At 65.9% G+C, this 21,043-nt stretch carries 18 protein-coding genes and 1 pseudogene; 6 read left to right on the forward strand and 13 right to left on the reverse strand.

Annotated elements, in window-relative coordinates; translation table 11 throughout:
• Positions 1-3: 3 nt before the first annotated feature.
• The 12 genes from ACWV17_RS19675 to ACWV17_RS19730 all read right to left on the reverse strand — a co-directional run bounded on the left by ACWV17_RS19675 (position 4) and on the right by ACWV17_RS19730 (position 7,511).
• A complete protein-coding gene (locus ACWV17_RS19675; RefSeq protein WP_455360761.1) occupies positions 4-231 on the reverse strand; it encodes an excisionase family DNA-binding protein in 228 nt (75 codons plus the stop codon).
• Positions 224-1,546, reverse strand: coding sequence for a replication initiator (locus tag ACWV17_RS19680; protein ID WP_455360762.1), 1,323 nt, complete (start codon positions 1,544-1,546; stop codon positions 224-226). Before ACWV17_RS19680 ends, ACWV17_RS19675 begins: the two co-directional genes overlap by 8 nt.
• A 152-nt stretch (positions 1,547-1,698) precedes the next feature.
• Entirely contained in the window at positions 1,699-2,001 is a 303-nt protein-coding gene (locus ACWV17_RS19685; RefSeq protein WP_455360763.1) for a SpdD protein, read from the reverse strand.
• A 13-nt stretch (positions 2,002-2,014) separates the two neighbouring features.
• The gene (locus tag ACWV17_RS19690) at positions 2,015-2,209 is read right to left on the reverse strand and encodes a hypothetical protein (protein ID WP_455360764.1); all 195 of its coding nucleotides are present in this window, start codon (positions 2,207-2,209) and stop codon (positions 2,015-2,017) included.
• 9 nt (positions 2,210-2,218) lie between these two features.
• Positions 2,219-2,410 carry a mobile element transfer protein gene (locus tag ACWV17_RS19695; RefSeq protein WP_455360765.1) on the reverse strand — a complete coding sequence of 64 codons (192 nt, stop codon included), beginning with the start codon at positions 2,408-2,410 and terminating at the stop codon, positions 2,219-2,221.
• Entirely contained in the window at positions 2,410-2,595 is a 186-nt protein-coding gene (locus ACWV17_RS19700) for a hypothetical protein (protein ID WP_455360766.1), read from the reverse strand. The genes ACWV17_RS19695 and ACWV17_RS19700 overlap by 1 nt, the downstream gene beginning before the upstream one ends.
• 17 nt (positions 2,596-2,612) lie before the next feature.
• The gene (locus tag ACWV17_RS19705; protein WP_455360767.1) at positions 2,613-3,299 is read right to left on the reverse strand and encodes a DUF2637 domain-containing protein; all 687 of its coding nucleotides are present in this window, start codon (positions 3,297-3,299) and stop codon (positions 2,613-2,615) included.
• Positions 3,300-3,353: 54 nt separating this feature from the next.
• Positions 3,354-4,730 (reverse strand): FtsK/SpoIIIE domain-containing protein, encoded by a 1,377-nt coding sequence (locus ACWV17_RS19710; protein WP_455360768.1) that lies wholly within the window; start codon positions 4,728-4,730, stop codon positions 3,354-3,356.
• 3 nt (positions 4,731-4,733) lie between these two features.
• Complete coding sequence (locus ACWV17_RS19715; protein ID WP_455360769.1) at positions 4,734-5,084, reverse strand: SCO3933 family regulatory protein; 351 nt, start codon at positions 5,082-5,084, stop codon at positions 4,734-4,736.
• A 131-nt stretch (positions 5,085-5,215) separates the two neighbouring features.
• Positions 5,216-5,944 (reverse strand): GntR family transcriptional regulator, encoded by a 729-nt coding sequence (locus ACWV17_RS19720; protein ID WP_455360770.1) that lies wholly within the window; start codon positions 5,942-5,944, stop codon positions 5,216-5,218.
• A 98-nt stretch (positions 5,945-6,042) separates the two neighbouring features.
• Positions 6,043-6,486 carry an ATP-binding protein gene (locus ACWV17_RS19725; protein ID WP_455360771.1) on the reverse strand — a complete coding sequence of 148 codons (444 nt, stop codon included), beginning with the start codon at positions 6,484-6,486 and terminating at the stop codon, positions 6,043-6,045.
• 284 nt (positions 6,487-6,770) lie between these two features.
• Positions 6,771-7,511, reverse strand: a complete 741-nt coding sequence (locus ACWV17_RS19730; RefSeq protein ID WP_455360772.1) for a GntR family transcriptional regulator — start codon at positions 7,509-7,511, stop codon at positions 6,771-6,773.
• Between the two features lie 135 nt (positions 7,512-7,646).
• On the opposite strand from ACWV17_RS19730, the gene ACWV17_RS19735 reads away from it, so the two are divergent.
• Together ACWV17_RS19735 and ACWV17_RS19740 are read left to right on the forward strand one after the other, a co-directional pair.
• Positions 7,647-8,687, forward strand: coding sequence for a DUF1152 domain-containing protein (locus ACWV17_RS19735; RefSeq protein ID WP_455360788.1), 1,041 nt, complete (start codon positions 7,647-7,649; stop codon positions 8,685-8,687).
• A gap of 394 nt (positions 8,688-9,081) precedes the next feature.
• Positions 9,082-9,234, forward strand: a pseudogene (locus ACWV17_RS19740) (GNAT family N-acetyltransferase); the annotation flags it as partial.
• A gap of 94 nt (positions 9,235-9,328) precedes the next feature.
• Here the strand turns inward: ACWV17_RS19740 and ACWV17_RS19745 are convergent.
• A complete protein-coding gene (locus ACWV17_RS19745) occupies positions 9,329-10,531 on the reverse strand; it encodes a DNA cytosine methyltransferase (RefSeq protein WP_455360773.1) in 1,203 nt (400 codons plus the stop codon).
• A gap of 226 nt (positions 10,532-10,757) precedes the next feature.
• Between ACWV17_RS19745 and ACWV17_RS19750 the strand changes: the two genes are divergently transcribed.
• The 4 genes from ACWV17_RS19750 to ACWV17_RS19765 all read left to right on the forward strand — a co-directional run bounded on the left by ACWV17_RS19750 (position 10,758) and on the right by ACWV17_RS19765 (position 21,013).
• Positions 10,758-12,830, forward strand: a complete 2,073-nt coding sequence (locus ACWV17_RS19750) for a hypothetical protein (RefSeq protein ID WP_455360774.1) — start codon at positions 10,758-10,760, stop codon at positions 12,828-12,830.
• Between the two features lie 3 nt (positions 12,831-12,833).
• The gene (locus tag ACWV17_RS19755) at positions 12,834-13,811 is read left to right on the forward strand and encodes a hypothetical protein (RefSeq protein WP_455360775.1); all 978 of its coding nucleotides are present in this window, start codon (positions 12,834-12,836) and stop codon (positions 13,809-13,811) included.
• Between the two features lie 23 nt (positions 13,812-13,834).
• Positions 13,835-19,285, forward strand: coding sequence for a DEAD/DEAH box helicase (locus ACWV17_RS19760; RefSeq protein ID WP_455360776.1), 5,451 nt, complete (start codon positions 13,835-13,837; stop codon positions 19,283-19,285).
• Positions 19,286-19,570: 285 nt separating this feature from the next.
• Positions 19,571-21,013, forward strand: coding sequence for an AAA family ATPase (locus ACWV17_RS19765; RefSeq protein ID WP_455360777.1), 1,443 nt, complete (start codon positions 19,571-19,573; stop codon positions 21,011-21,013).
• The last annotated feature ends 30 nt before the right edge of the window (positions 21,014-21,043 follow it).

Here is a 21,043-nt window from a genome sequence, read left to right on the forward strand (position 1 = left end):
CCCTCACGCCGCTTGCAGGGGACGACGGAGCTTGGACACGTACGCCGGCAGCGCGTCGGGCGGTACGCGACGCAGCCGCCCCACGGTCACCGACTCGATCTCACCCGCGAGCACGAGCTTGAAGCAGGTCGTGCGGCCGATACGCAGCCGTCGCGCAGCTTCTTCGACGGTCAGCAGGACCAGCGAAAGGTCGGGGCAGCTCAGGACGTCGTGCGCACCGTGCTCAGTCATGGGTGGGTTCTCCTTCCGTTCCGAGAGCAGGAGCAAGCGAGGCGGACAGCCACTCCTCGCCGCGGGTGAGGCCGAGACCAGCAAACGTCCAGTGCGCGATGACGAAGGTCGTCTCCTCGTCCTGGTCCAGTTCGACCGGGCGCTGATCTTGGGGAAGCGCGGCGAGGGCTTGGGTTCGCCGCCATTCGGCTCGGGCGTCGCGAAGGGCACCGAGGGTGGTCGAGTAGCGGCGCGTCTTGGTGGAGAAGTGGCCGCGGAAGCCGAGCATGTGAGCCCAGGCGCGCAGCCTCAGCTCCGCCAGGTCTTTTCGGCCGCCGAGCTGCCACGCGGCACGGATCATCTGGCGTGCATGGTCGGTGATGCGCGCATGTGCCAGCTCGGCGAGGAACCTGATGGGCCGGTCGAGGGTGCCGGTCGCGGCCTCTGCCCCCTTCGTGGCGTACTTCGCGATGTAGGCCGCAACCGCACGCTCGGTCAGCTCGGCCACGCCGTCGAAGTCCGCCGAGCGGATCGGCCGTACGTCGAGCTGCCGGCCGAAGGTGAAGACGTGCTCGCGGTTATCGACCACGGGACCAGGGACGGCCGCGGCGACAGCAGCGGCGCGAATCGCGTCGGTCAGCAGCTCCGCTGTTGCCCACGCAGGTGGCGAGCTGTGCCCGCCTTCCGGGCCGTCGATACGGATCACGGCATGGAAGTGGACGACGCCACGCTTCTGGTACTCGGCAACCTTGGCGAAGGAGACCCGGGCGAAATCCGGGAAGGCTCGCTGAGTGAGTCCGGCACGCTTGGCGACTTCACGGCGCAGGTAGATGGAGAAACGTCGCCAGAGCATCCCTGCGTGCGCGTTCCAGAGCACTGCAGCCTCGTAGTCGTACGTGGCCGGGTCCAGCGGGGTCCCGAGCGCATCGTCGCCCTGGTCGTGCAGCACGCCGCACTTGCAGGGCCTCACACTGCCGCGTCGATCCGTCGGCCGGTTGTGCACAGCCCCAAAGCCGGGTGCGGTGAAGGTGGCGAACACTCTGGGGTGCCGAGCGACGGATTCAGGATTGCCCTTGCCGCCGCGGAGTCCAGCCGTGATCAGGTGGTAGGTGTCCCGTCGGTAGACCTCGGCACAAGCCTCGCAGCGGGATGAGCGGCGGTTGTTGCAGCGCACGAGGAGATGGCCGGCGGGAAGCTCCGCCGAGTCCAGGTGGTGCAAGACCCGGCCTATCTCTCCGGTCTGCGGATCGAGTTCGTGCTCGGCACGGTGGCCGTCGAGTCGGACAGGCCGAGTACAGCCGCCGAGCCCTCGCAGCTGTTGGACGAGAGCAGGCATGTTGCCCAGTGAGGCGAGCGTCCCCAAGTCCTTGAGCGGTGGCGGGATGAGTCCGGTAGTAATGGCACGGTCCTTTCGACTGGGTTCGGGAGGTCAAGGCCTGCCGGGGCGGCGGGATGCTTGGCGGTATCGAGGCCGCCCCGGCAGGCCGGTCAGCGCTTGTGTGCGCCGTTGAGCAGGGAGCGCAGCACCAGGGCCGCGATGGAGACGGAGACGGCCGTGACCGCGACGGTGGCCAGGAGTGCGGTCAGCACCACACCGACGACGAGCACCGCGGCCACGGCCCCCACGCCGAGGCCGACGTAGGGAGCCACGGGGCGGCCGGCGGACGGTGCCGGGGCGTGCTGGCACCTGCAGACCGCCGGAGCGTGGTGATGCGAGGCGGGTACGGCCGAGGTGATCAGGTGAGCGGTCGGGGCCGGTGCGGCGTCGGGCAGCTTCGGGCGGAGCAGCATGGCGGTTGTCCTCTCAGTCGTTGGTGCCGTTGACGACCTCGACCCCGGATCGCGTACCGGACTCGATCGCCGGGGCGAGGAAGGTGTGGGAGAGCCAGAAGCCGAAGAGGGCGATCACGACGGCCACCCAGAGGCGGATGCCGAGGAACTTGATCGCGGCCCAGGCGACGACGCCCAGGACGAAGACGAGGGGCAGGCTGACGGTCACGGAGGCTCCTCAGCGGGCAGAGCAGCGATGGGTACGGGCGGCCAGCTCGGCGGCAGCGCGGCTGTCGAAGTCGGTCGAGAAGCCGCAGCGCGGTGCGGTACAGGCGGCGGTGTGCTTCTCGCGGCCACGGCCGTCGTAGTGGGTGCCGACCTGGACGGGCCCGACGCGGACCACGCGGCGGAAGCGGCGGTTGGCGGGCATCAGCGGGTCTCCTCTTCTCCGGTGAAGTCGGCGGTGTGCTGCGACAGCCAGACCTTGATTTCGGCGGCTTCCTGGTCGTCCGCGGCGAGGACGACCGGTTCCGCGATCAGCCAGGCGTCAACGAGTCGGTTCTGACGAGTCAGTTCGGCTGCGCGCTTGAGCGTGCGGAGGGTGGACGGGTGCATGAGCGATTCCTTGTCTGTCAGGTAAGGCGGGCGGCGATGGCCTCGGCGAGCGGGGCCGGGACGCCGAGTCGGGCGCGGAGAGTGGCGGTGTCGATGGGGGCTCCTGTACGGGCGTGGTGGTCGGCGGCGACCTTGTGGGCGTGTTCGACGAGGGCGGCCGGAAGCCGGTCAACGGGGCGATCGGCAGGCGGGGCGACCGGCTTGGGTGTGGGGGCGAGCGCGGGCGGTTCGGGCCTCGTCTCGGACTGTGGTTCCGGCTCGGGTGCGGTATTGGCCGGAGCGTCCAGCTCGGCGACCGCTTCCGTACGGTCGGCAACCGCTCCGTGGGCGAGCAGGGTGCCGCCGAGGAAGGCGACGGCCGGCCAACCGGCAACGAGGATGCGGAGCCAGGCCGGGACGTTGTCGAGGTCAAGCAGTCCGGCGGTGGCCACGTTCGCCCCGAGGCTGGCGGCGAGCGCGACCAGGAACCAGGACCATCCGGCCGCCTTGGACTCCCCCGAGCGCAGCCGCTTCCAGGCGGCGACCAACAGCAGGTCGACGCTGACCGGGTAGGCCCAGGCTTTCCAGCCGTCCTGCCCGGCGGCCACGGCCAGGTCGTGCAGGTGCGCGAAGGACAGTGCGGCGGCAATGACCGCTTGGATCAGTACGGCGTCGACACGGACGGGCAGTGGGCGCACGGCTCGGCTCCTCCCGGTTTCGGGCATGGCGGGGTAGGGACTTGGCGCGAGACGGTCACGCCAACCGGGGGAGGGTGCGGTTCAGCCGGTCGCCGGGCGCGGCTTGGCGACGGAAGCCGCGACCGTCACGGGCGGGGCCGGCAGGACGTACGGCCGGAAGGGCTCAAGGGCCGGTACATCAGGGGTGAGATCGGCCGTCTCGCGGCAGGTGGCCGCAGCGTCGGCGAGGGAGAGGTACGGCGTACGGATACGAGTCCAGCCGCCGGACGAGTCACCGACCACGGCGAGGCCGGGCAGCTCGGGCGCAATGGCCGACGCTACGCCGACCGCCTCGGGGGCGATATCGCCGAGCGCCATCTTGGCCGACGCCTCATCGTTGACCCGGTGGCAGACGCGGCCGGTGAGCTGAGCGCGGAGCATGGTCGCTCCCTTGCCCAGCTCAGCCCCGAAGCGCTGCCCGCAGATCTCCAAATAGATCCCCGCCGCCCGGCCGAGCTGGGCGAGCCGGATCAGCTGGGTCACCATCTCGTCGCGCCGCTCCTCGTCCTTGCGCGTGGCGACGAGGAACAGCTCGGCGACCTCGTCCACGAACAACACGATGGGCGCCGGGCGTTCGTCCTCCGGCAGGCCCCACACATCCGAGGTGATCTCCTCGTCCGGGGTGCCGGACCCGATGCCCTGACGGGCCCTTATCAGGTCGTAGCGGTCCTCCATTTCCCTCATGAGCGCGGGCAGCAGCTCCGCGGCTTCACCCGGCTCTGTGGCCAGCGCGGACAGCCGAGGGGCGAACGGCGCCAGCTCCACACCACGCTTGCAGTCGATCCCGACGAGGGCCACCGGCTGAGCCGCCAACCCCGTCAGAAGGTTGCGCATGAACATCGACTTACCCGACAGCGTGGCGCCGAGCACCAGTTGGTGTGGGATAGCCCGGTAGTCGCGGACGAACGCGGTCGCGTCCTCCCGGAGAGCCACCGGCACCGCCAGGAGGTCACTCTCGACCCGGCGGGGCATCTTCACCTTCCGTAGTACGTCGAAGCCGACCAACCGCAGCTCGACCACACCGGGCTTGATGCTTCGGACGTGCACGGCGTGAACGCCCCAGGCGTGCCGCAGCCGCTCGGACGAAGCGGCCACATCTGCCGGCTCCTGCCCAGGGGCGAGCCGAAGCCGGACCCGCAGCCCCGTCGAGGTCGGGCGGATCAGACCCCGCCGAGGAGGCACCGGGCGGACCTCCCGGCGAGTGGTCGCCTTGACCGCCAGGGCCCGCAGCCGGGACGGCTCGACGGTCAGCCCGCAGGCATCCATGACAGAGCCGTACGAGACGAGCAGCCGGGCGGCCGAGAGAGGCATGCCGACTGTGGACCAGTACAGCGCCGGATGCGCGTTACGGGCGTAGGCCACTCCCCCTGCAGCGGATAACGCTCCACCGATCTCGGCGAGCGTCAACAGGTCAGCCATGGATCAGCTCTCCTGCCCGACCGGGAAAGCACCGGGCGCGATGGCCGCCGCGCGGTAGGCGATACCGTGCCGCGCCTGGCCGTTGAAGACGCTCTCCCACGGACGAGCGATGAGACCGGGCAGCGAGACCGGCGAACCCACAGCCAGACCGTCCGTGACGCCGCTCTGTGGGACTGTCACCGAGATCAGGGACGACTCCCCCTCGTCGATGTAGACCACGCCGACGGTCATCAGACCCTCGCCGGTCCTGGCGTCCTTCGCGATCTCTCCGGTCTGCCGGTCGCGGAGCTTCGGGGCCGGCGCCTCCGTCAGCAGGATCGTTGCCGAGGAAGCATCGATACGGATTACACGCACTGGGACTTCTCCTCCTGTGTGAGCACCTGCCAGCACCTGACAGGTTGACTTAGCAAGTTCGAAGTTAGGGATGCCAGGTTGACTTGTCAAGTGATTCAAGTGGGCAGGCTGCCGAGGCGAGTTGAAGAGGATCAGCCGAGCCGGTAGGTGTCTTCAAGCTCCTGCCGGTCCGCCGGCAGGACTACGTCCGTCACCTGCAGTGCCTGCCCAGACGCGTCACAGGCAAGGACAAGCACGCTGAGCACGGGCTCCCCCGCACCCATCTGCAAGAGGTCGCTCTCTTCAGCGCTGGGCAGACGTGCAGAGACGCGCTCTGTCACGTGATCGAAGCGAACCCGCTTCCGCGACTCCAGGTGCCGACGAAGGCCCCCTTGAACAGGCTTGGCACCAGCAAGCTCCGTACCCTCGGCGACAGACGCCGGGAAGTATGACGAAGCCAGCTCGATCGGCTCGCCTTCGTCCTCGATCAGCATCCGTCGCACCAGCACCTTGGCACGCTTGGGAAGACCCAGCAGCGAGGCCACCCGCGGCGGCACAGGCACTTCCTCAACCTGAACAATGCGGCCGGGAGCTTGCGACTCATCGCGCTCCAGGGCTTCACGGCCACGGCGGTCCTTCTGCTCAGCCGCTGCCGGGCGACCGCGCACGATGGTGCCGTAGCCCTGGCGGGATTCGAGCCAGCCGTCACGCTTGAGCAGCTCAAGCGCCCGCACGACGGTCGGCCGGGACATGCCGAATGCCTGCACAAGCTGGTTCTCACTCGGCACGCGAGTGCCCGGCGGATAGGTCCCGTCCTCGATCCGGCCCTGGAGCGTCTGCGCCAACCGCACATACTTCGGTGCAGCCACTTCGTACGCCATAGCCCCGCCCAGCCGGAATCCGCCAAGTCAACTTGTCAACTGAGTCTAGCTACGTCCATCCATGGGCGAAAGGCTTCCACCCACGGGCGGAACGACACTTACGCCTTCCAGGCGCCGTCCATAGAGAAGGTCACCATCGTACCCCCGAGAGGGCTTGGCTCCGCGCTCCACGAGTCGGCGAGCTCATTCACCAGGCAGAGCCCCCGCCCGTGCGCCTCGTCGGCGGCGGGCTGCCGCATGCGGACGTTCGCGGGGAATCCGGGGTTGTGCACATCCACCCGCAGAGACGCGCCCACTCGCCACCACTCGACCCGCACCCGCCAGGCCTCCTCCGCTTCCCCGTAAAGGATCGCGTTGGTGACCAGCTCCGAGATCATCAGCACGCAGTCGTCGAGCGAGCAGGACAGGTCGTAGGGCTCCAGAAACTTCCGAAACCATCGGCGTGCCCGAGCAACCGACTCCGCTTCCGGGTAGAGGGTCATGCGACCGACCGATACGGGCTGGGCCGCCGGCTCATCGCGTCGAGCTTCTGCTCCAGTCATGCGTTCCCTACTCCCTACCGGTGCCGTCACAGTCGAGACAGCGCCGCTTGGACGTAGCGCGAGCACGACCCGCGACCGCAGAGAGACCCAAGGCGGAGCGTGAACTGACACGCTTCCAGCCCCGACCTCGGCATCCACCGCATGACGCATGCGCGATGCGCGGTAACCCTGCGCCTTCTCGGATCACGCCCGTGCCCCCTTCGCTAGTGGCATTGGCCACTTAGTGGATAGTGGCATTGGCCACTTGAGGGCGCAAGCGGTTCGGCGACCAGAGTCGCGACTTTCTACGTGATCGGGTAACCCTGCTCGAAGGCCCAACGCTCAGGCGGATAGGTCGCTTCGGCGAACTCCAGCGGATGATCCTGCAGGTCATAGACCACGTGGTGCACGATCAACACGGCTGATCCGACAGGCAACTTCAGGTCAGCCGCTTCATCGCCGGTGGCGGTACGCGCGCACATGCGGTCCTCGGCGTAACTGCCTTGCCGTCCCGTCATGTTCTCGACGTACATCAGCGTGCCTTCGCGAATGCGGTCCGGCTCCAGGAGCTTCGGCGCCCGTTCCCCGACGTCAGCACCGAACCAGGACGTAGACAGCGTAATCGGTCCCGACTCATTGTTGGTCACGCGCCGGCGATGGACAGCCCTGCGGCCCGGTGCCAGATTCAACGCCTCGGCAACGTGCTCCGGAGCATCCAGCCAGCCCGCGGAAGTGATCACCGCGTACTCACCGGGCGTGTAGATCTTGCCCGTCTGCTTGGCGCGGCCGTACAACTCGCGGGCTCGACGGTTGACTTCCAGGCCACGCACGTAGGTGCCCGACCCTTGCCGCTTCTCCACCAAGCCCTGATGGCTCAGCGCCTCCAGGGACCGCGCCGCCGTCGGCCGCGACACGTTCCAGTCGGCCGCCAGCTGCCTTTCGGACGGAACCTCATCACCCGGCCGCAAGTCACCGCGCAAGATCTGATCGCGGATGTGATGCGCGATCTGCAGGTACTTGGGCTGGGTCTCTTCAATCTTCGGCATCCGAGCCCCTTGCCTAAGTGGCTATTACCTCTAGCCACTATAGGGTGAGTGGCCATGTCCGGAACCCGTACGCTGACGCGGGTGACGCGCTTGATCGTGGCTGCAGGTGGAGGGGGCGACGCTGTCGCCGCCGCAATGCTGGACGCCGCCCTCTACGGCGACGAGAGTCCGGCGGTCGTCCTCACCTACGCGTGGGACAGACTGCTGATCGACCCCGTGCCAGGTCCACGAGGCCCGGCCAGCTTCACAGGCCTGCGCCCCATCACCCGAAGCGTCCAGGCCGTGCCGGCCGACGCGAAGCCAATCGCCCCCGCAGGATCTACGCTTCCTCGTCTCGCCGCAGAACTCCCGCAGACCCTCGCCCTGATCGATCCGCACCATGGTGCCGAGGGCATCACGCGCCAGCTCGAAGAGCTCGTCCAGCACCTGGCCCCTGAGTCCATCGACCTTCTGGACGTCGGCGGAGACATCCTCGCCAAGGGCGACGAGCCCACGCTCCGCAGTCCACTCGCGGACGCCCTCACGCTCGCCGCATGCTGCCAACTCAACGCCCCAGTCCGGCTCCTGGTCGCCGGCCCCGGCCTGGACGGTGAAGTCCCGGCCGAGGATCTGCGCGACCGCATGGGCGCATCTGTCCTGACGCTCACTGCCGAGCACGTCCAGCCGGTCAGCTCCGTACTGGAGTGGCATCCGTCCGAAGCAACAGCGATGCTCGCGGCGACAGCCCGAGGCATCCGCGGCCTGTGCGAAGTCAGGGACGCCGGCCTGCCAGTCCCTCTCACCGACGAAGGGCCCACGGTCCACGAAGCGGACCTGGACGACGCCCTCCAACGGAACGAGCTGGCACGAGCCCTTCTGTCGACGGAATCGCTCGACGAGGCCGAGCAGCACAGCCGCGAGATCTGCGGGTACTCGGAGATCGACTACGAGCGCAACAAGGCCAGTTGGCTGGGCAGCCAGCCTGAGCAAGAGCTCGATCCGGAAGCCACGCTCCGCCGACTCGACCTGTTCGAGGCCGAAGCCCGCTCCCGCGGAGTCAGCCACACGACGTTCCGCCGGATCACAGAGGCCCTTGGCCTCAGCGGCAAGCAACGCGAGGACCTGAGAGCTCTCCTGATCAGCAACCGCCCGGAGCAATACGCAGCCCCACTCTGGCGCATCTCATCTGAGGCCTGAGTAACAACTTTCTTTACGGGTTCAAGGCGGCTCGCTCCGCTCACCGCGCGCGGCCCGGCCCCCGGCCGGGCCTGCGCTCCTGTCTCCGCCCCGCTCCAGCCCGGCCGACGCCCGTACCGCGCTTATGGCGTTCAGCCACCTGACGTCAGAGAAGGGGTACATCGCGGCTGGGGCGGTCGGCTCCACGGCTTTAGGCAGCCCCTTTGGCGCGAGCCTCGAAGATCATGGCCCCAACGTCGTGCCTCACCGGGCAGGTCCACAGACTGCCCGACGCGCCGGAAGCTTACGGGGCCATGATCACTCGCGCCAAAGCAGCTCCAGCCCAAAGCCGCTCCGCCGCCCGCGCTGTACCGTGCACGCCGTATACGAAGAGACCAAGTTCGAACTGAGGTCGCTCACCACACGCGACGAGCCGTACATCACGCTCGTGGTCAACCCGGCGGCTGGCAGCGGGAAGGTCCACGCGCTCTACGAGTTACGGGGGTACCAGGACATAGGGCAGGGTCAGCCGTCACCGGCCTCCCGGGTCCTCACGGTGATGATCCGCATCATTCGTTGCACCCGACACAGCACGTCGTCTAGGCGCGAGCCGAGTGGGCCCTCCTCCGATGAAGGTTCACCTGCAACAGGCTATGGGCAGGTCAACCCTTCGTCGCAAACCGCCGGGGCGAAGGTCCAACCCCCTCGCCTGGATGAGCCTCCTTGGCACCCACCTGCGGTAGGTACGCCTCGGGTATTGGAACGGGCGCGACGGCACGCGGGACCCTCAGTTGACGCACGGGCAACAAAGAAGGCGGTCCCCCCAAGAGGCGAGTCCTGGCTGAAGCCTCGCCCAGTTCAAGGTCTCCTACGATTGTCCGCCCCAACACCTCTGCAAGGAGCGGGGGCGTCGCGTTACCCACCATCCGTCGGCCAGCGCGGAACGGGTGGTCGATGCACCATTCGTCAGGGAAGGTCTGCAAGCGCATCTGCTCCCGAACGGACAGGGGCCGATTGTCCCAGTGGAACGGCCCAGTACTAGGTCCGGGAGACGCCGGCAAGGTCCAGGACGGCCGATCCTTGGCCAGCTTCAGCAGAAACGACCAGTACCGGGTTCGCCAGCCGAAGAGTTCCTCTCCGTCACCACGGGCCGTGAGATGGAGGTAGTTGCCACCTTCGGGGATGGACGGCAACAACGCAGCCCATTGCCCTGTGGCTGGAGGCTTCTCGTTCTCTTCGAGATCCCAGAGCACATCCCAGGCCCGCATCGGGTTGTCCGCGTGGCTGGCCTCCGGCAGGTGGACCTCCGCACCGTCCCGGTAGGCGATGCCGATGGCCCGGCGCCGGCGCTGTGGAACCCCGAAGTCGGCCGCGTCGACGACCTCGGCCACCAGCCGGTAGGAAGTGCCATGCCGGTCATTGATGCCCGCGAGTCCCTCCTCGATGACCTCAGAGGCGTTGTCGTTGCCTCGCAGAAATCCCTCGACGTTCTCGATGAGCAATGCCTTCGGGAGGAAACTCTCCACCAAGTCGAGCATCCCGTGAACACACTTGGCCCGGTCGTCCTGCATGCCGCTGCGGGCCGTCGAAGCCCACTGCGCGGCCTTGGAGAAAGGCTGACACGGCGGTCCCCCTGCGATGAGTTCGAGCTCGCCCGGCTTCATGCCCAGTGCCCGGGGAACGAGCTGCTGGGCAACCGTGTTGACGTCTCCATCACCGAGCAGGGCCCATCCCGGCCGATTGGCCGCGAGTACGGACCTGGCGTCGGCGTCGAGTTCGACGCACGCGACGGTGTCCAGCCCCGCCCGTTCCAGACCTACGTCAAGACCGCCCGCTCCGGTGAAGAGAGAAAGCACCTTCCCCATGGGCCGGAGTTGGGCTGACGATCGTGCGGCGGTCAACGGAGGCACTCCCTGAAGTTGATCTGCTCAGAGTCTTGACATAGGGAGCTCACCGGAGAAAACCTCGATTGTCAAGGCAGTCCGGCAGCTGCCCGGACTCCAGCCGCAGGCAGCATCCAACACACGTTCGAAAAGCGACCAATGTCCCACCGATGGGCTAACTTCTTCCTACGCAATTAGGGGGTTGCCCATGGACTATGACGGTTGGAACAGGACGCTCGCGGAGCACTTCTTCGCCACCCGCGAAGCGGCAACCCCTGTGTACCTGTCAGTGGATGATGCCTTGTTGGCCGACCTGCTGACCAGTCGAACCAAGGTCGCCGTAGCTCTCCCGGCTGCCGCTGACGACTTCCGGGCCGCCATCAGAAGCGTAGTCTTCGGCCGCGGCCCCTTCGAAGGCATTGCTTCCCGCGCTCGCCAGTGGCGACGGAACGGGGCTGTCGGTACTCCGCCGTTCATCGCCGTGCTCGCGTCGACCGTGCTCGCCGCCGCCCGGATGAACCGCTCCGGGGGCACCGTGGGCGGCAGGTTCTCCTACTACGGCCCGCTCCGCGAACTCCTCGGCCTGTACGAGGGCTCCGGCATGCCGGATGGCTACGACGTGATCGTCCCCACCCTGTGGGGTCACCTGAAATGGTGGCTGACCGAACATGAGGGGGGCCGCCGCGGCCTCCCCTCCGCTATCCCCCATCCGACCCAGGTCAACATCGGCTGGTCCCTGTCCCAAGCCGTTCTGGTCGGATCCGACCGCGTGCAAGTCGGATTGTTCCTGTCAGCAATCGGAGCGCAGCCGGGAGACTCCGTCCCCGAAGCGGAACTCCTCGCCCGGTTCCAGGAGTGGGTACGGCTCAATCGCCCCAGCCCGCGAATCCAGCGCGCTCTGGCATCCACAGAGTTGCGACCGATCCTGGCGAGCATCCTGCAGCAGGAACTTACCCACTACGACGGACTCCCGAGAAACGCCGCTGGCCTGCCGTGTGTGCCCTTGTCTCTCACGACCGACGCCGGCGGTTTCCCGTACGGCATCGCAGCCCGCATCCCCTCCCACCTCCGTCTCGAATCGCTCAATCTGAGCGGCGACGTCATCAGGGTTCCCTCGGGCGCGGAATGGTTGCCTCTCGCACCTCCGGACCAGAAGCTCAATCCGGGATCGGCTCTCGAACTGGCCTCCGACGCTGCCACGCTGACCCTCCCCGCCCGCGACCTCTACGTCCTCCAGGCCAACGACCTGGTCGGGAAGTGGACGTCCGTCAATACAGCGGAAATCGGGGTGCCGCATCGGGTACTGGTGAAGAATTCCAGCGCAGCGCAGGCCGAGGCGGTGATGCTCGCCTGTGGATCAGACACTGTCCGCCGACCCCGCAGGGTTCAAGTGCCGCCCGGCTGGACGTTGTTCAGCGGCTACACACCGACTCGATCCGCGAGAGTCTCGGGCATCGTCGGCCCGCTGGCCCCGCTGCACCAGCAGTTGGCCCGCCTGTCCGGCGGCCTCCGCATTGATGGCGGCAGGCAGACCTTCCTCCTCGGGTACGCGCCCGACCTGGTTCTGCCGGCGACTCCCGATAGCCATCCGCCCACTGTTACCGTCAACGGGGTGCCCTTGCCCCCGGTTTCCCCGGCTGCAACAGACACGATCACGATCCGGCTGGCGGATCTGGTGCACTCCGTTGGCGAGCACCAGATCGAGGTCGGGAATCGCAAACTCACCTTCACCCTGGTCGAGCGGTACCGGGAGAGCGTTGCCCTGCCACTGCTAGCGCTCCCTCCAAGGAGCGACAAGCTGGCCACCATCCCCAGCAAAATCCAGAACGCGGCAAGTCCGTCGGCGCGCGCCCCCTGGCTACCGCCCGGCCATTTGTCCGGCTCGTTCTTCGGTAGCTACCAGCGCGACCCGCTTCCTTCAATGAGCCTCCTCCGTCTCGGCGGCCTGATCTACGCCCTGGGGGAAAATCGCCTCGCTGCCCAGCTCGTCCCCGAAGCGCCAGCCTGGATCGCCACCATGGACCACGTGCCCCACGCGGTCGACATCGAACCGCTGCTCGATGCTCTGCCGTTCCAAGCTCTATGGCTGCTCCAGGTGACTAGTTCCCGGAACGCCAGGGTCCGGCGAGCCCCGGTCGTCCAATCCGGCACGCATGGCGCACCTTCAGGGAGCTGGCGATTTCTCAGCCAAGCTGACTGGCACAGGTTGACCTCGGGAAACATCACCACCACCGCGGTGGCTTGCGCACAAGACTGGACCGACTACACGGCAGGGAAGTGAACTGTGCACGACGAGCTGCTCCTGTGGTGCTCCGAACGCGGCGCCGGGAGCCTCGATGCCTTCCGCGACACGTACGCATGGCTGGAGAAGAGCAAGCAGGAAAATTCCGCGCCGGACTGGCGCATCGCGCTGTACAACCTGCAGGTTCTCGGTCACGCCGAAGTGGACTGGGAGGCCCGGACCTGGAGTGTGACGCCACCGGTCCTCACCACCATGCCCAATTCCGGAGGGCACGCGCTCCTGGTGGGACAAAGGCCGCTCTGGCTCATGCAGCGACTGGAACGGCTACATGAGGACCCCAACGCCAACGTCGCCACCCTCGCGCAGTCCGTGGTGCCGATTCCGCCGCTTCGGCAGGCCGACGGCCCGTCGGCGCGAATGGTGACAATGGCGGATCCTGAGGACTGTCGCGCTCTCTGCGAGGCACTCGGTATCGCCTTCGAGGACCGCGCCGCCGATCAACTCGCCCTGCGCCTGCCCCGCTTCCAGGAAATGCTCAGTGAGCAAGGCGTACAGCGGGGGCCTGGCGGCATCGAGCCGCAGAGGATGTCCGAGGGAGGAAGTGACATCTGGACAGATGTCGAAGGCCACGGCGAGCCGCCTCTCCACGGCGCCTACCGATATCAGCGCTACAACACCCACCGCTATATCTACTGGATCGGCATGAGCGGCTTCATCGCCGACAAGCGCACGGTGATGTACGCCGAACTTGCGCGCGCAGAACGCTGGGTGCTGCGGTACAACGCCCTGAGGCGGGAACTCTATGCCCCGAAACGCATGCAGCTACCGCATCTCCACGCCCGCGCCGCCATACTGCGCAGCGGGCTGCTGCCACAACTCACCACGCTCAACCCGCAGACAGGGTCTGACCGACAGCCGATTCTTGAACATAAGGGCTACGTCAAATACGTGAACATTGACGAGCCATTCGCCAGACAAGTAGCCGAATCGCTATACCAGAAGCTTCAACTCGTCCCCTGAATCCGGACCCCGTGAGGACCTTCATGTCTGGCATCTCTCCGTCAGCCGTCCACGGCCAACTCGCCGAGTACTTCCAGCGGTACTACGACACCGCCTACTCCCTTCGCGACTCATCGGTGGGCGAGGAACTCAGAACACTGCTCCGCACTCCCGGGGTCCTCTTCCAGGAGCCGTACCTGGAGCTGTTGCCCCAATACGTGCAGACAACCCAGACCCTGGAAGAGCTGACGGCGGAGATAGGGCTTCCGGAGTTCGCCGGACTTCTGGGAGCCGGTCTGCTCCAGGGAATCTCCAAGCTCTACACCCACCAGGCGGACGCGCTGAGATCAAACGGACAGGGCCGGGACATCGTAGTGACGTCCGGAACCGGTTCCGGAAAGACCGAAGCCTTCCTCGTCCCGGTGCTAGCCAGACTGACTGCTGAATCACGTAGGTGGGCAGCGGCGGGGCCCCAGGATGCGCAGCGGCCCTGGTGGCGCACATCACGGGACTGGCAGGCCCAACGCCACGACAGCAGTCGGCCCGCGGCCATGCGAGCCATGTTCCTCTATCCGATGAACGCGCTGGTAGAGGACCAGCTGATCAGGTTGCGACGCAGCCTGGACGCACCGGACGTACGCGGCTGGTTCGACAGGCACCGTGGCGGCAACCGCTTCCACTTCGGACGCTACACCGGCCGCACCCCGGTCGCCGGCCCGCTGGAACTAGCCTCCAAGCCGAACTCATCCAAAATGAAGGAATTGCGCAGGACTCTGGCCTCGATGGAGGACCGAAGCCACCAGCTAGAACAGCGCATCGCGGACGGCAAGGTGAAGGATGAGGAAGCCCGCTACTTCCTCCAGCGCCCCTTCGGGGCCGAGATGCGTTCTCGCTGGGACATGCAGGTCGCTCCGCCGGACATCCTCATCACCAACTACAGCATGCTCAACATCATGCTCATGCGCCGAGACGAGGATCCCATCTTCGATCGGACCCGCAACTGGCTGAACAGTTCCAAAGACAACGTATTCAGCCTGGTCGTGGACGAACTCCACATGTACAGGGGGACTCAGGGCACCGAGGTCTCCTACCTCCTGCGCAAGCTCATCGACCGGCTCGGGCTGTCCACCGACTCCGACCAGCTGTCCGTGATCGCCACCTCCGCCTCCATGGACCCGGAGAACCCAGTAGACCGGAAGTTTCTGAGCGACTTCTTCGGGCGGTCGGTCGACCGCTTCTCAGTGCTGGCCGGTGAACGCGTTCAAAACAAGGGCCGGACGGATCTCATGCCCTGGGCGGACACCGTCGGTCAAGGAGCGGAACCCCTGCCACCGATTCCTGACCGGTATGAGGCACTCCAGGCCGCATTCAGAGCGAGCGACGAGGACGATTCCCTCCGGGCGAAACCGCTGCCTGAGGTGGCCGCCAGGCTCTTTCCCGGCCTCGCACCCGATGAAGCGCTGGACGCCACCGACGCACTAATTTCACGCCTCGACGGGGAGGCAGACGCCGGCTCACGATTCCGGCTTCACCTGTTCTTCCGAAACGTCACCGGCATGTGGGCTTGCGCGGATCGCAACTGCTCGGAGGTCCGGCCGCGCACCGTAGAGTCGCCGACCGACCGGCTGGTCGGAAAGCTCTACAGTCGGCCCAGGTACGCCTGTGAATGCGGTGGGCGTGTCCTGGAGTTGCTGTATTGCGACACGTGCGGAGAGGTCTTCCTCGGCGGATTCAATTCTCCGGTTATAGGCCATGACCCCACCAGGCGCTATCTGGTCTCCACCGCTACCGATCTCGAATCCCTCCCGGACAAAGCGCGCTTCGATCGCACCGCCGATGTGTACAGCGTCTTCCTGCCCACCGTGGGAGAACGCTCTGATCTCGACGTATCGCCGCACAAACACAAAGGTGGCCGACCGGGGGCGAGGAATCGGCCGGAATACACGTTCACGTTTGTTCCGGCCATGCTGGATCCCGCAAGCGGCAAGGTTGGCAGCAGCCGCCCAGACGAGAAGAACAACGGATACCTGCTGGTGGCACAGAGCCAGCCGCACGGCCACCTCGGGAAGGTTCGCGCCTTTCCCACGGTCTGCCCCTGTTGCGGGGAGGACAAGGAGATCTTCAAGAATGTCCGCCAGTTCGAGGACCCGTCGCGGTCTAGGTCTCCCATCCGCACCATGGGTACAGGTTTTGAGAAGTCCAACCAGGTACTGACCGATGCCCTCAAGAGGCAGCTGCAGACGAAGATCGTCGTCTTCTCAGACAGCCGACAGGACGCGGCCCGCATCTCGGCGGGCCTGGAACGATCGCACTATCAAGACATGGTCAGACAGCTCGTGATCGCCACCCTCGACCATCCGAAGGATCTTGTGGCCCTGGCCGCAGAGTTCATCAACGGGAACCCGGAAGGCCAGGCGGCACTGGCCCAGCTCGCTACAACAGGTTCACCCGATCTGGTTCCAGCGGTGGTCGCCATGGCCCATAACAGCCTCACTCCCGAGCACAAACGCGTACTGACGGACTACCGGGCCAAGAACAGGGGCCCGACGCTTGTCGAACTCGGCAACGGAGTCAGCGCGCAAGCGGTCGCATACGGGGTGCATCCCGGTGGACCCGCTCATTCGCTGAGCGAAAGCACCGAGTCACGGAGCTGGACCAAACTCTACGACTGGCCCCCTGGCGGCCCGATCCCGCGGCCCGATGGTGGCCTCACCAACGATCTCCGCGTTCTCAGCTCCGAAATCCACCGGACAGTGCAGGCCCAGGTCCAGCAGGCGGTCTTCGCGGGGGGCGGCCGCGACCTGGAGTCGCTCGGCATCGGCCATGCCGTACAGGACCTCACCTTCAAGAGTCGTTTGCTGGATGCCGAGGTGTTCCGCGAGGTATGCCTGTCCGCCCTGAGGCTGTTGGGTGTGCGCCGCCAGTTCCAGGAGCAGAGGCCTGAGCCACCGGCGAATCTGCACACGGCGGCGAGGAAATACATCACCGCCGTCGCACAGCGTCATCATGTCTTCCCGGACGCACTGGTTCAGGAGGTCAAGAATGCCCTGGGTCTGAGCGACGCGGAGCCCCGGATCGAGGGGCAGAAGATCAGGATCGTCCTGGCTGGCGGGACACAATGGCGCTGCGAACGCTGCACCAGAAGGCACCTGCAAGGCTCCGCGGGCGTTTGTGCCTTCTGCCGCAGCTCACATCTCGTCGCCGAACCCCTCGACCCGGGTTCCGTCACTCTGGGGGACTACTACACCTTCCTGGCCCGCGAAGCTGGGCTCCCCTTCAGGCTCCACTGCGAAGAGCTGACGGGCCAGACCGACGACGACGACGCGCAGGCCCGGCAAGCCCTCTTCCAGTCGGTCTTCCTGAGCGGAAAGGACATCGAACTGGTCGATGAGGTCGACTTGCTCAGTGTCACCACCACGATGGAGGCCGGCGTCGACATCGGCGCGCTCCGCGCGGTGGTCATGGCGAACATGCCACCACAGCGCTTTAACTACCAGCAGCGTGTGGGCCGGGCCGGCCGGCGGCTCGACCACCTGTCCATCGCCCTGACCCTCTGCCGTGGAACCAGGACTCATGACGATCACTACTTCCAACACCCCGATCGCATCACCGGCGACCCCTCGCCGAGCCCATACGTGGATCTCGATCGCCTGGAGATCCTGCGCCGCTGCTACGCCGCAAGCCTGCTGACTCTCGCCTTCCGGTCAGTCGAGGGAACGCCCGACTGGGATCCGGGACGCAATGTCCACGGGCCCTTCGGCACAGTCAGTGGGTGGTCGCAGGTTCGGGATGGTATCCGTACCTGGCTGGTCGGAAACGACGCCGCGAAGAGACACGCGGGCCAGGTTCTCGCGCAAGGGGCGTCTCTCGACGCGCCCTCAGTGGATAGTCTGGTTTCCTGGGCCACTTCCGCCCTCTATGCCGAGATCGAGGAGGTGGCGGCGAACGCGCCGGACGCTGGTCCGCTCAGTCAGTCGCTCGCGGAGCACGGGGTGCTCCCCATGTTCGGGTTCCCCACCCGGGTCCGCAACCTGCACCATCAGAAGCCTCACGGACCGGAACTCACTGATGTCATCGACCGGGACATCGACATCGCCATCTCGGAATGGGCACCTGGCGGCGAAGTAGTCAAGGACAAGGCGTTGCACACGGCGGTCGGCCTCGTGACGTACGAGCCCGCCGGCGGACAGTGGCTACCCGGCAAGGCCCCGGACGGTGATCGTCTCACGGTGGGCATCTGCGCAAAGTGCCTCTCCGTCAACCTCGGCGAATCCGAGCATGCGTGTCCGGTGTGTGAGGCCACCACGGGAGACACTGGCGACTACCGGGTGCTCCCATCGTGTCAGCCGCTCGGATTTCGCACCAGCTACCAGGCTCAGGACTACGACGGCACCTTCGAGTTCACACCACGCGCGTTCTCCGCGCGCCTCACCCTCGACACCACATCAGCACTAGTTCCACGCTGGACTAAGGCAGCTGAATTCAGGAGCGGCGAGGGACGCATCGTGGTGGTCAACGCGGGAACCGGTGAGGGATACCAGTTCGGCAAGGTCAGGGGACACGACGGTCTCCTGGACACGAAACTCCTGGCCGATGCCGACCGAGCGAGAGATCTGGGCCTGCCCGCCAAGCCTTCAGTCAGCAACGAGGAGAAGCTGGCACTGGCCTCGTCAAAATTGACCGACGTTCTCCTGGTCGGCCTCCGCGATCAACCCGCCGATCTGGCTCTCGACCCGAGACGCATGGCCGCACGGGCCGCTTGGCTCTCGCTCGGTACGGTTTTCAAGCTCGCTGCCGTCAGACTACTGGACATCGACGGACGAGAGCTCTCGGCGGGTTTGTACCCCGTGCGGGGAGAAGAGGAGGGCAGTGTCCAGGCACAAGTCTTCCTCTCGGACACACTGGAGAACGGTGCCGGATATTCGACCTGGCTGGGGAAGCGCCCTGCCGAATTCCTGCTCGCCGCGCGTGAGGTCGCGGCCGATCTCACCCGCCACCGCTCTGGCAGCTTGGTGGCCGCGCCGTGCGACTCGTCCTGCTACGACTGCCTGCGGGACTACAGCAACAGCGCCTATCACCCGCTGCTCGATTGGCGCCTTGCCATGCAGATGGTCGAACTGCTCGACGGGGAGAACCTGGACTTCGCCGCCGAGGAGGTCTATGCGTTCCAGCGCGCCGAGCAGTTCGCCAGAAGCTTCTCGCATTGGAAGGCCGATTTCTCCCATGGCTTGCCAGTCCTGAAAGACACTCAGCACGAGGATCTCGCTGTCCTCATCACCCATCCTCTCGAGTCCTGGACCGGTCCCGTCCGCTCGAAGCGTGTGGCCGGAGCGCTGGCATCGCTGGAGGCGGAGGACTTTGAGGTGTTCGAGTCCTTCGAGAACCCGGTGCTGGGCAGCGAACCGCCACAGCGCGCAGTCGTCGCGGTCGATACATTCGAGCTGCTTCGACGGCCCGGCTGGATCGAGTCGAGACTACAGAGTCTCTTTGACTGACCGGCCGAGCAGCGGGCAGGGCCACCTTTCTGTTCCCCTACCCGCTGCCGCCGGCTCCACCGGGCTCGCGTACCTAGCTGTTCGCTCTTACCGGTTCTGCCCGAGATGCACTGCCGGCGCCACTCAAAGAAGCCCCAGATCCATGGCCGGGCGCAGGGAACACACGACTGGAGTACGCTGATGCATTTTCTTGTAGTGCCTCGCAACGCGGGCTTCACCGTGCCGTCCAGTCTTCCGGCACTCGTTCTCCGGCGTGACCTCTGGAATGATTTCGGATTCGAAACTATGTTCGACGCCTATCTCTATCCATCTCGAACAGAGGCGTCAATCGACCTGGGATCCGTCAAAATCATCAAAAGAGGACAGCGCGGCGGCGCCACGGAGATCCCCGGCAATTTCGTCCAGCTCGATGACAGTTACTGCTCACTCGGGCAGGCATTTTCCTACTACGAAGCGCTGCACGGACTTCCCAGTGAATTGCGCGACAGTATTCTGTCCGGGCTCCGCGACATCGCCTTCGACCCCTCGCTCAGAGAAACGTTCGCCAACGAGCCGGCGATGGCCGCCTCACTTCTGCGCTACGGGAATGCCGAACTCGCGCTGAGAGACGCCACAGCCCTGTTCGGAGGAGCGACAGCCCCGCGGGACAGCGCGCTCGCTTTCACGTTCAGAACGAGTGTGGGAGGGGAATCCTTCTCCATTCGCTTTGGTTTCGCGGACCGCCACCCCCTACCTGGCCGCATCAATGTCGTCGTGGGTTACAACGGATGCGGAAAAACACAGCTCCTAGCCAACCTGGCCAACACTGCGCATGCAGACCACACCGACCGAGCCGACGAGAGCTTCGTCCAGCGGTATGGAGAATTCCCCGAAAGGGTCGGTGCGCCACGATTCTCCTCGGTCATAGCCATCTCTTACAGCGCTTTTGACACGTTCGACCTGCCTGGGAAGAACCGACAGGAAGAGGATCGGCTGGAATCCAGCGGAGAGGTCTCCGGATATACCTACTGCGGCCTTCGGAGATACGACCGCAGGATTGGTTCGGACGCGCCCCGCACCGGGTCGCTCAAGGGCGCCGAGGAGATCCAGACTGACATCATGTCTGCCCTCGTCAGGGCCAGCACGCCCGAGCGTAGGCAGAGACTGGTGGCAGCCCTCTCTCCCCTGAGCCGAGAGCCCTCGTTCAAACGGGTCGAGCTCTCAGACACCTTCGATTTCGACAACAATTCGTGGCGGGATTCCTTTTCGACCCTCAGCACCGGGCACAAACTCGTGCTCAACATTGTCGTGCAGCTTGTGGCCCACCTGGAGCCCGGATCATTGGTTCTGATCGACGAACCCGAATCCCACCTGCACCCTCCTCTCCTGGCCGCCCTACTCAAGAGCATCAACGTATCCCTGGATCAGTTCGACTCCTACGCCGTAATGGCGACGCACTCCCCAGTCCTCCTCCAAGAAGTCCCCAGACGCTACGTCAGAGTCCTGCAGCGATTCGGAGATCTCACATTCGTTGCCACCCCGGAGATCGAAACTTTCGCAGAAAATGTAGGACTGCTCACACGTCACGTATTCAACTTGGACAGCAGCGCGACTGACTATCACTCAACTCTCCGGTCTATGCAGGAGAGTCTTCCCCTAGATGAGATCATGGAATTGTTCGACGGCGAGATGAGCGCGCAGTCCATTTCTTACCTGACGAGCATCCGTAGTGATCGGCCCGGAAGATGATTCGGCTTCCCCGCCCGGACAGAGACCTCC

This window comes from Streptomyces mabaensis (genome assembly GCF_053763515.1).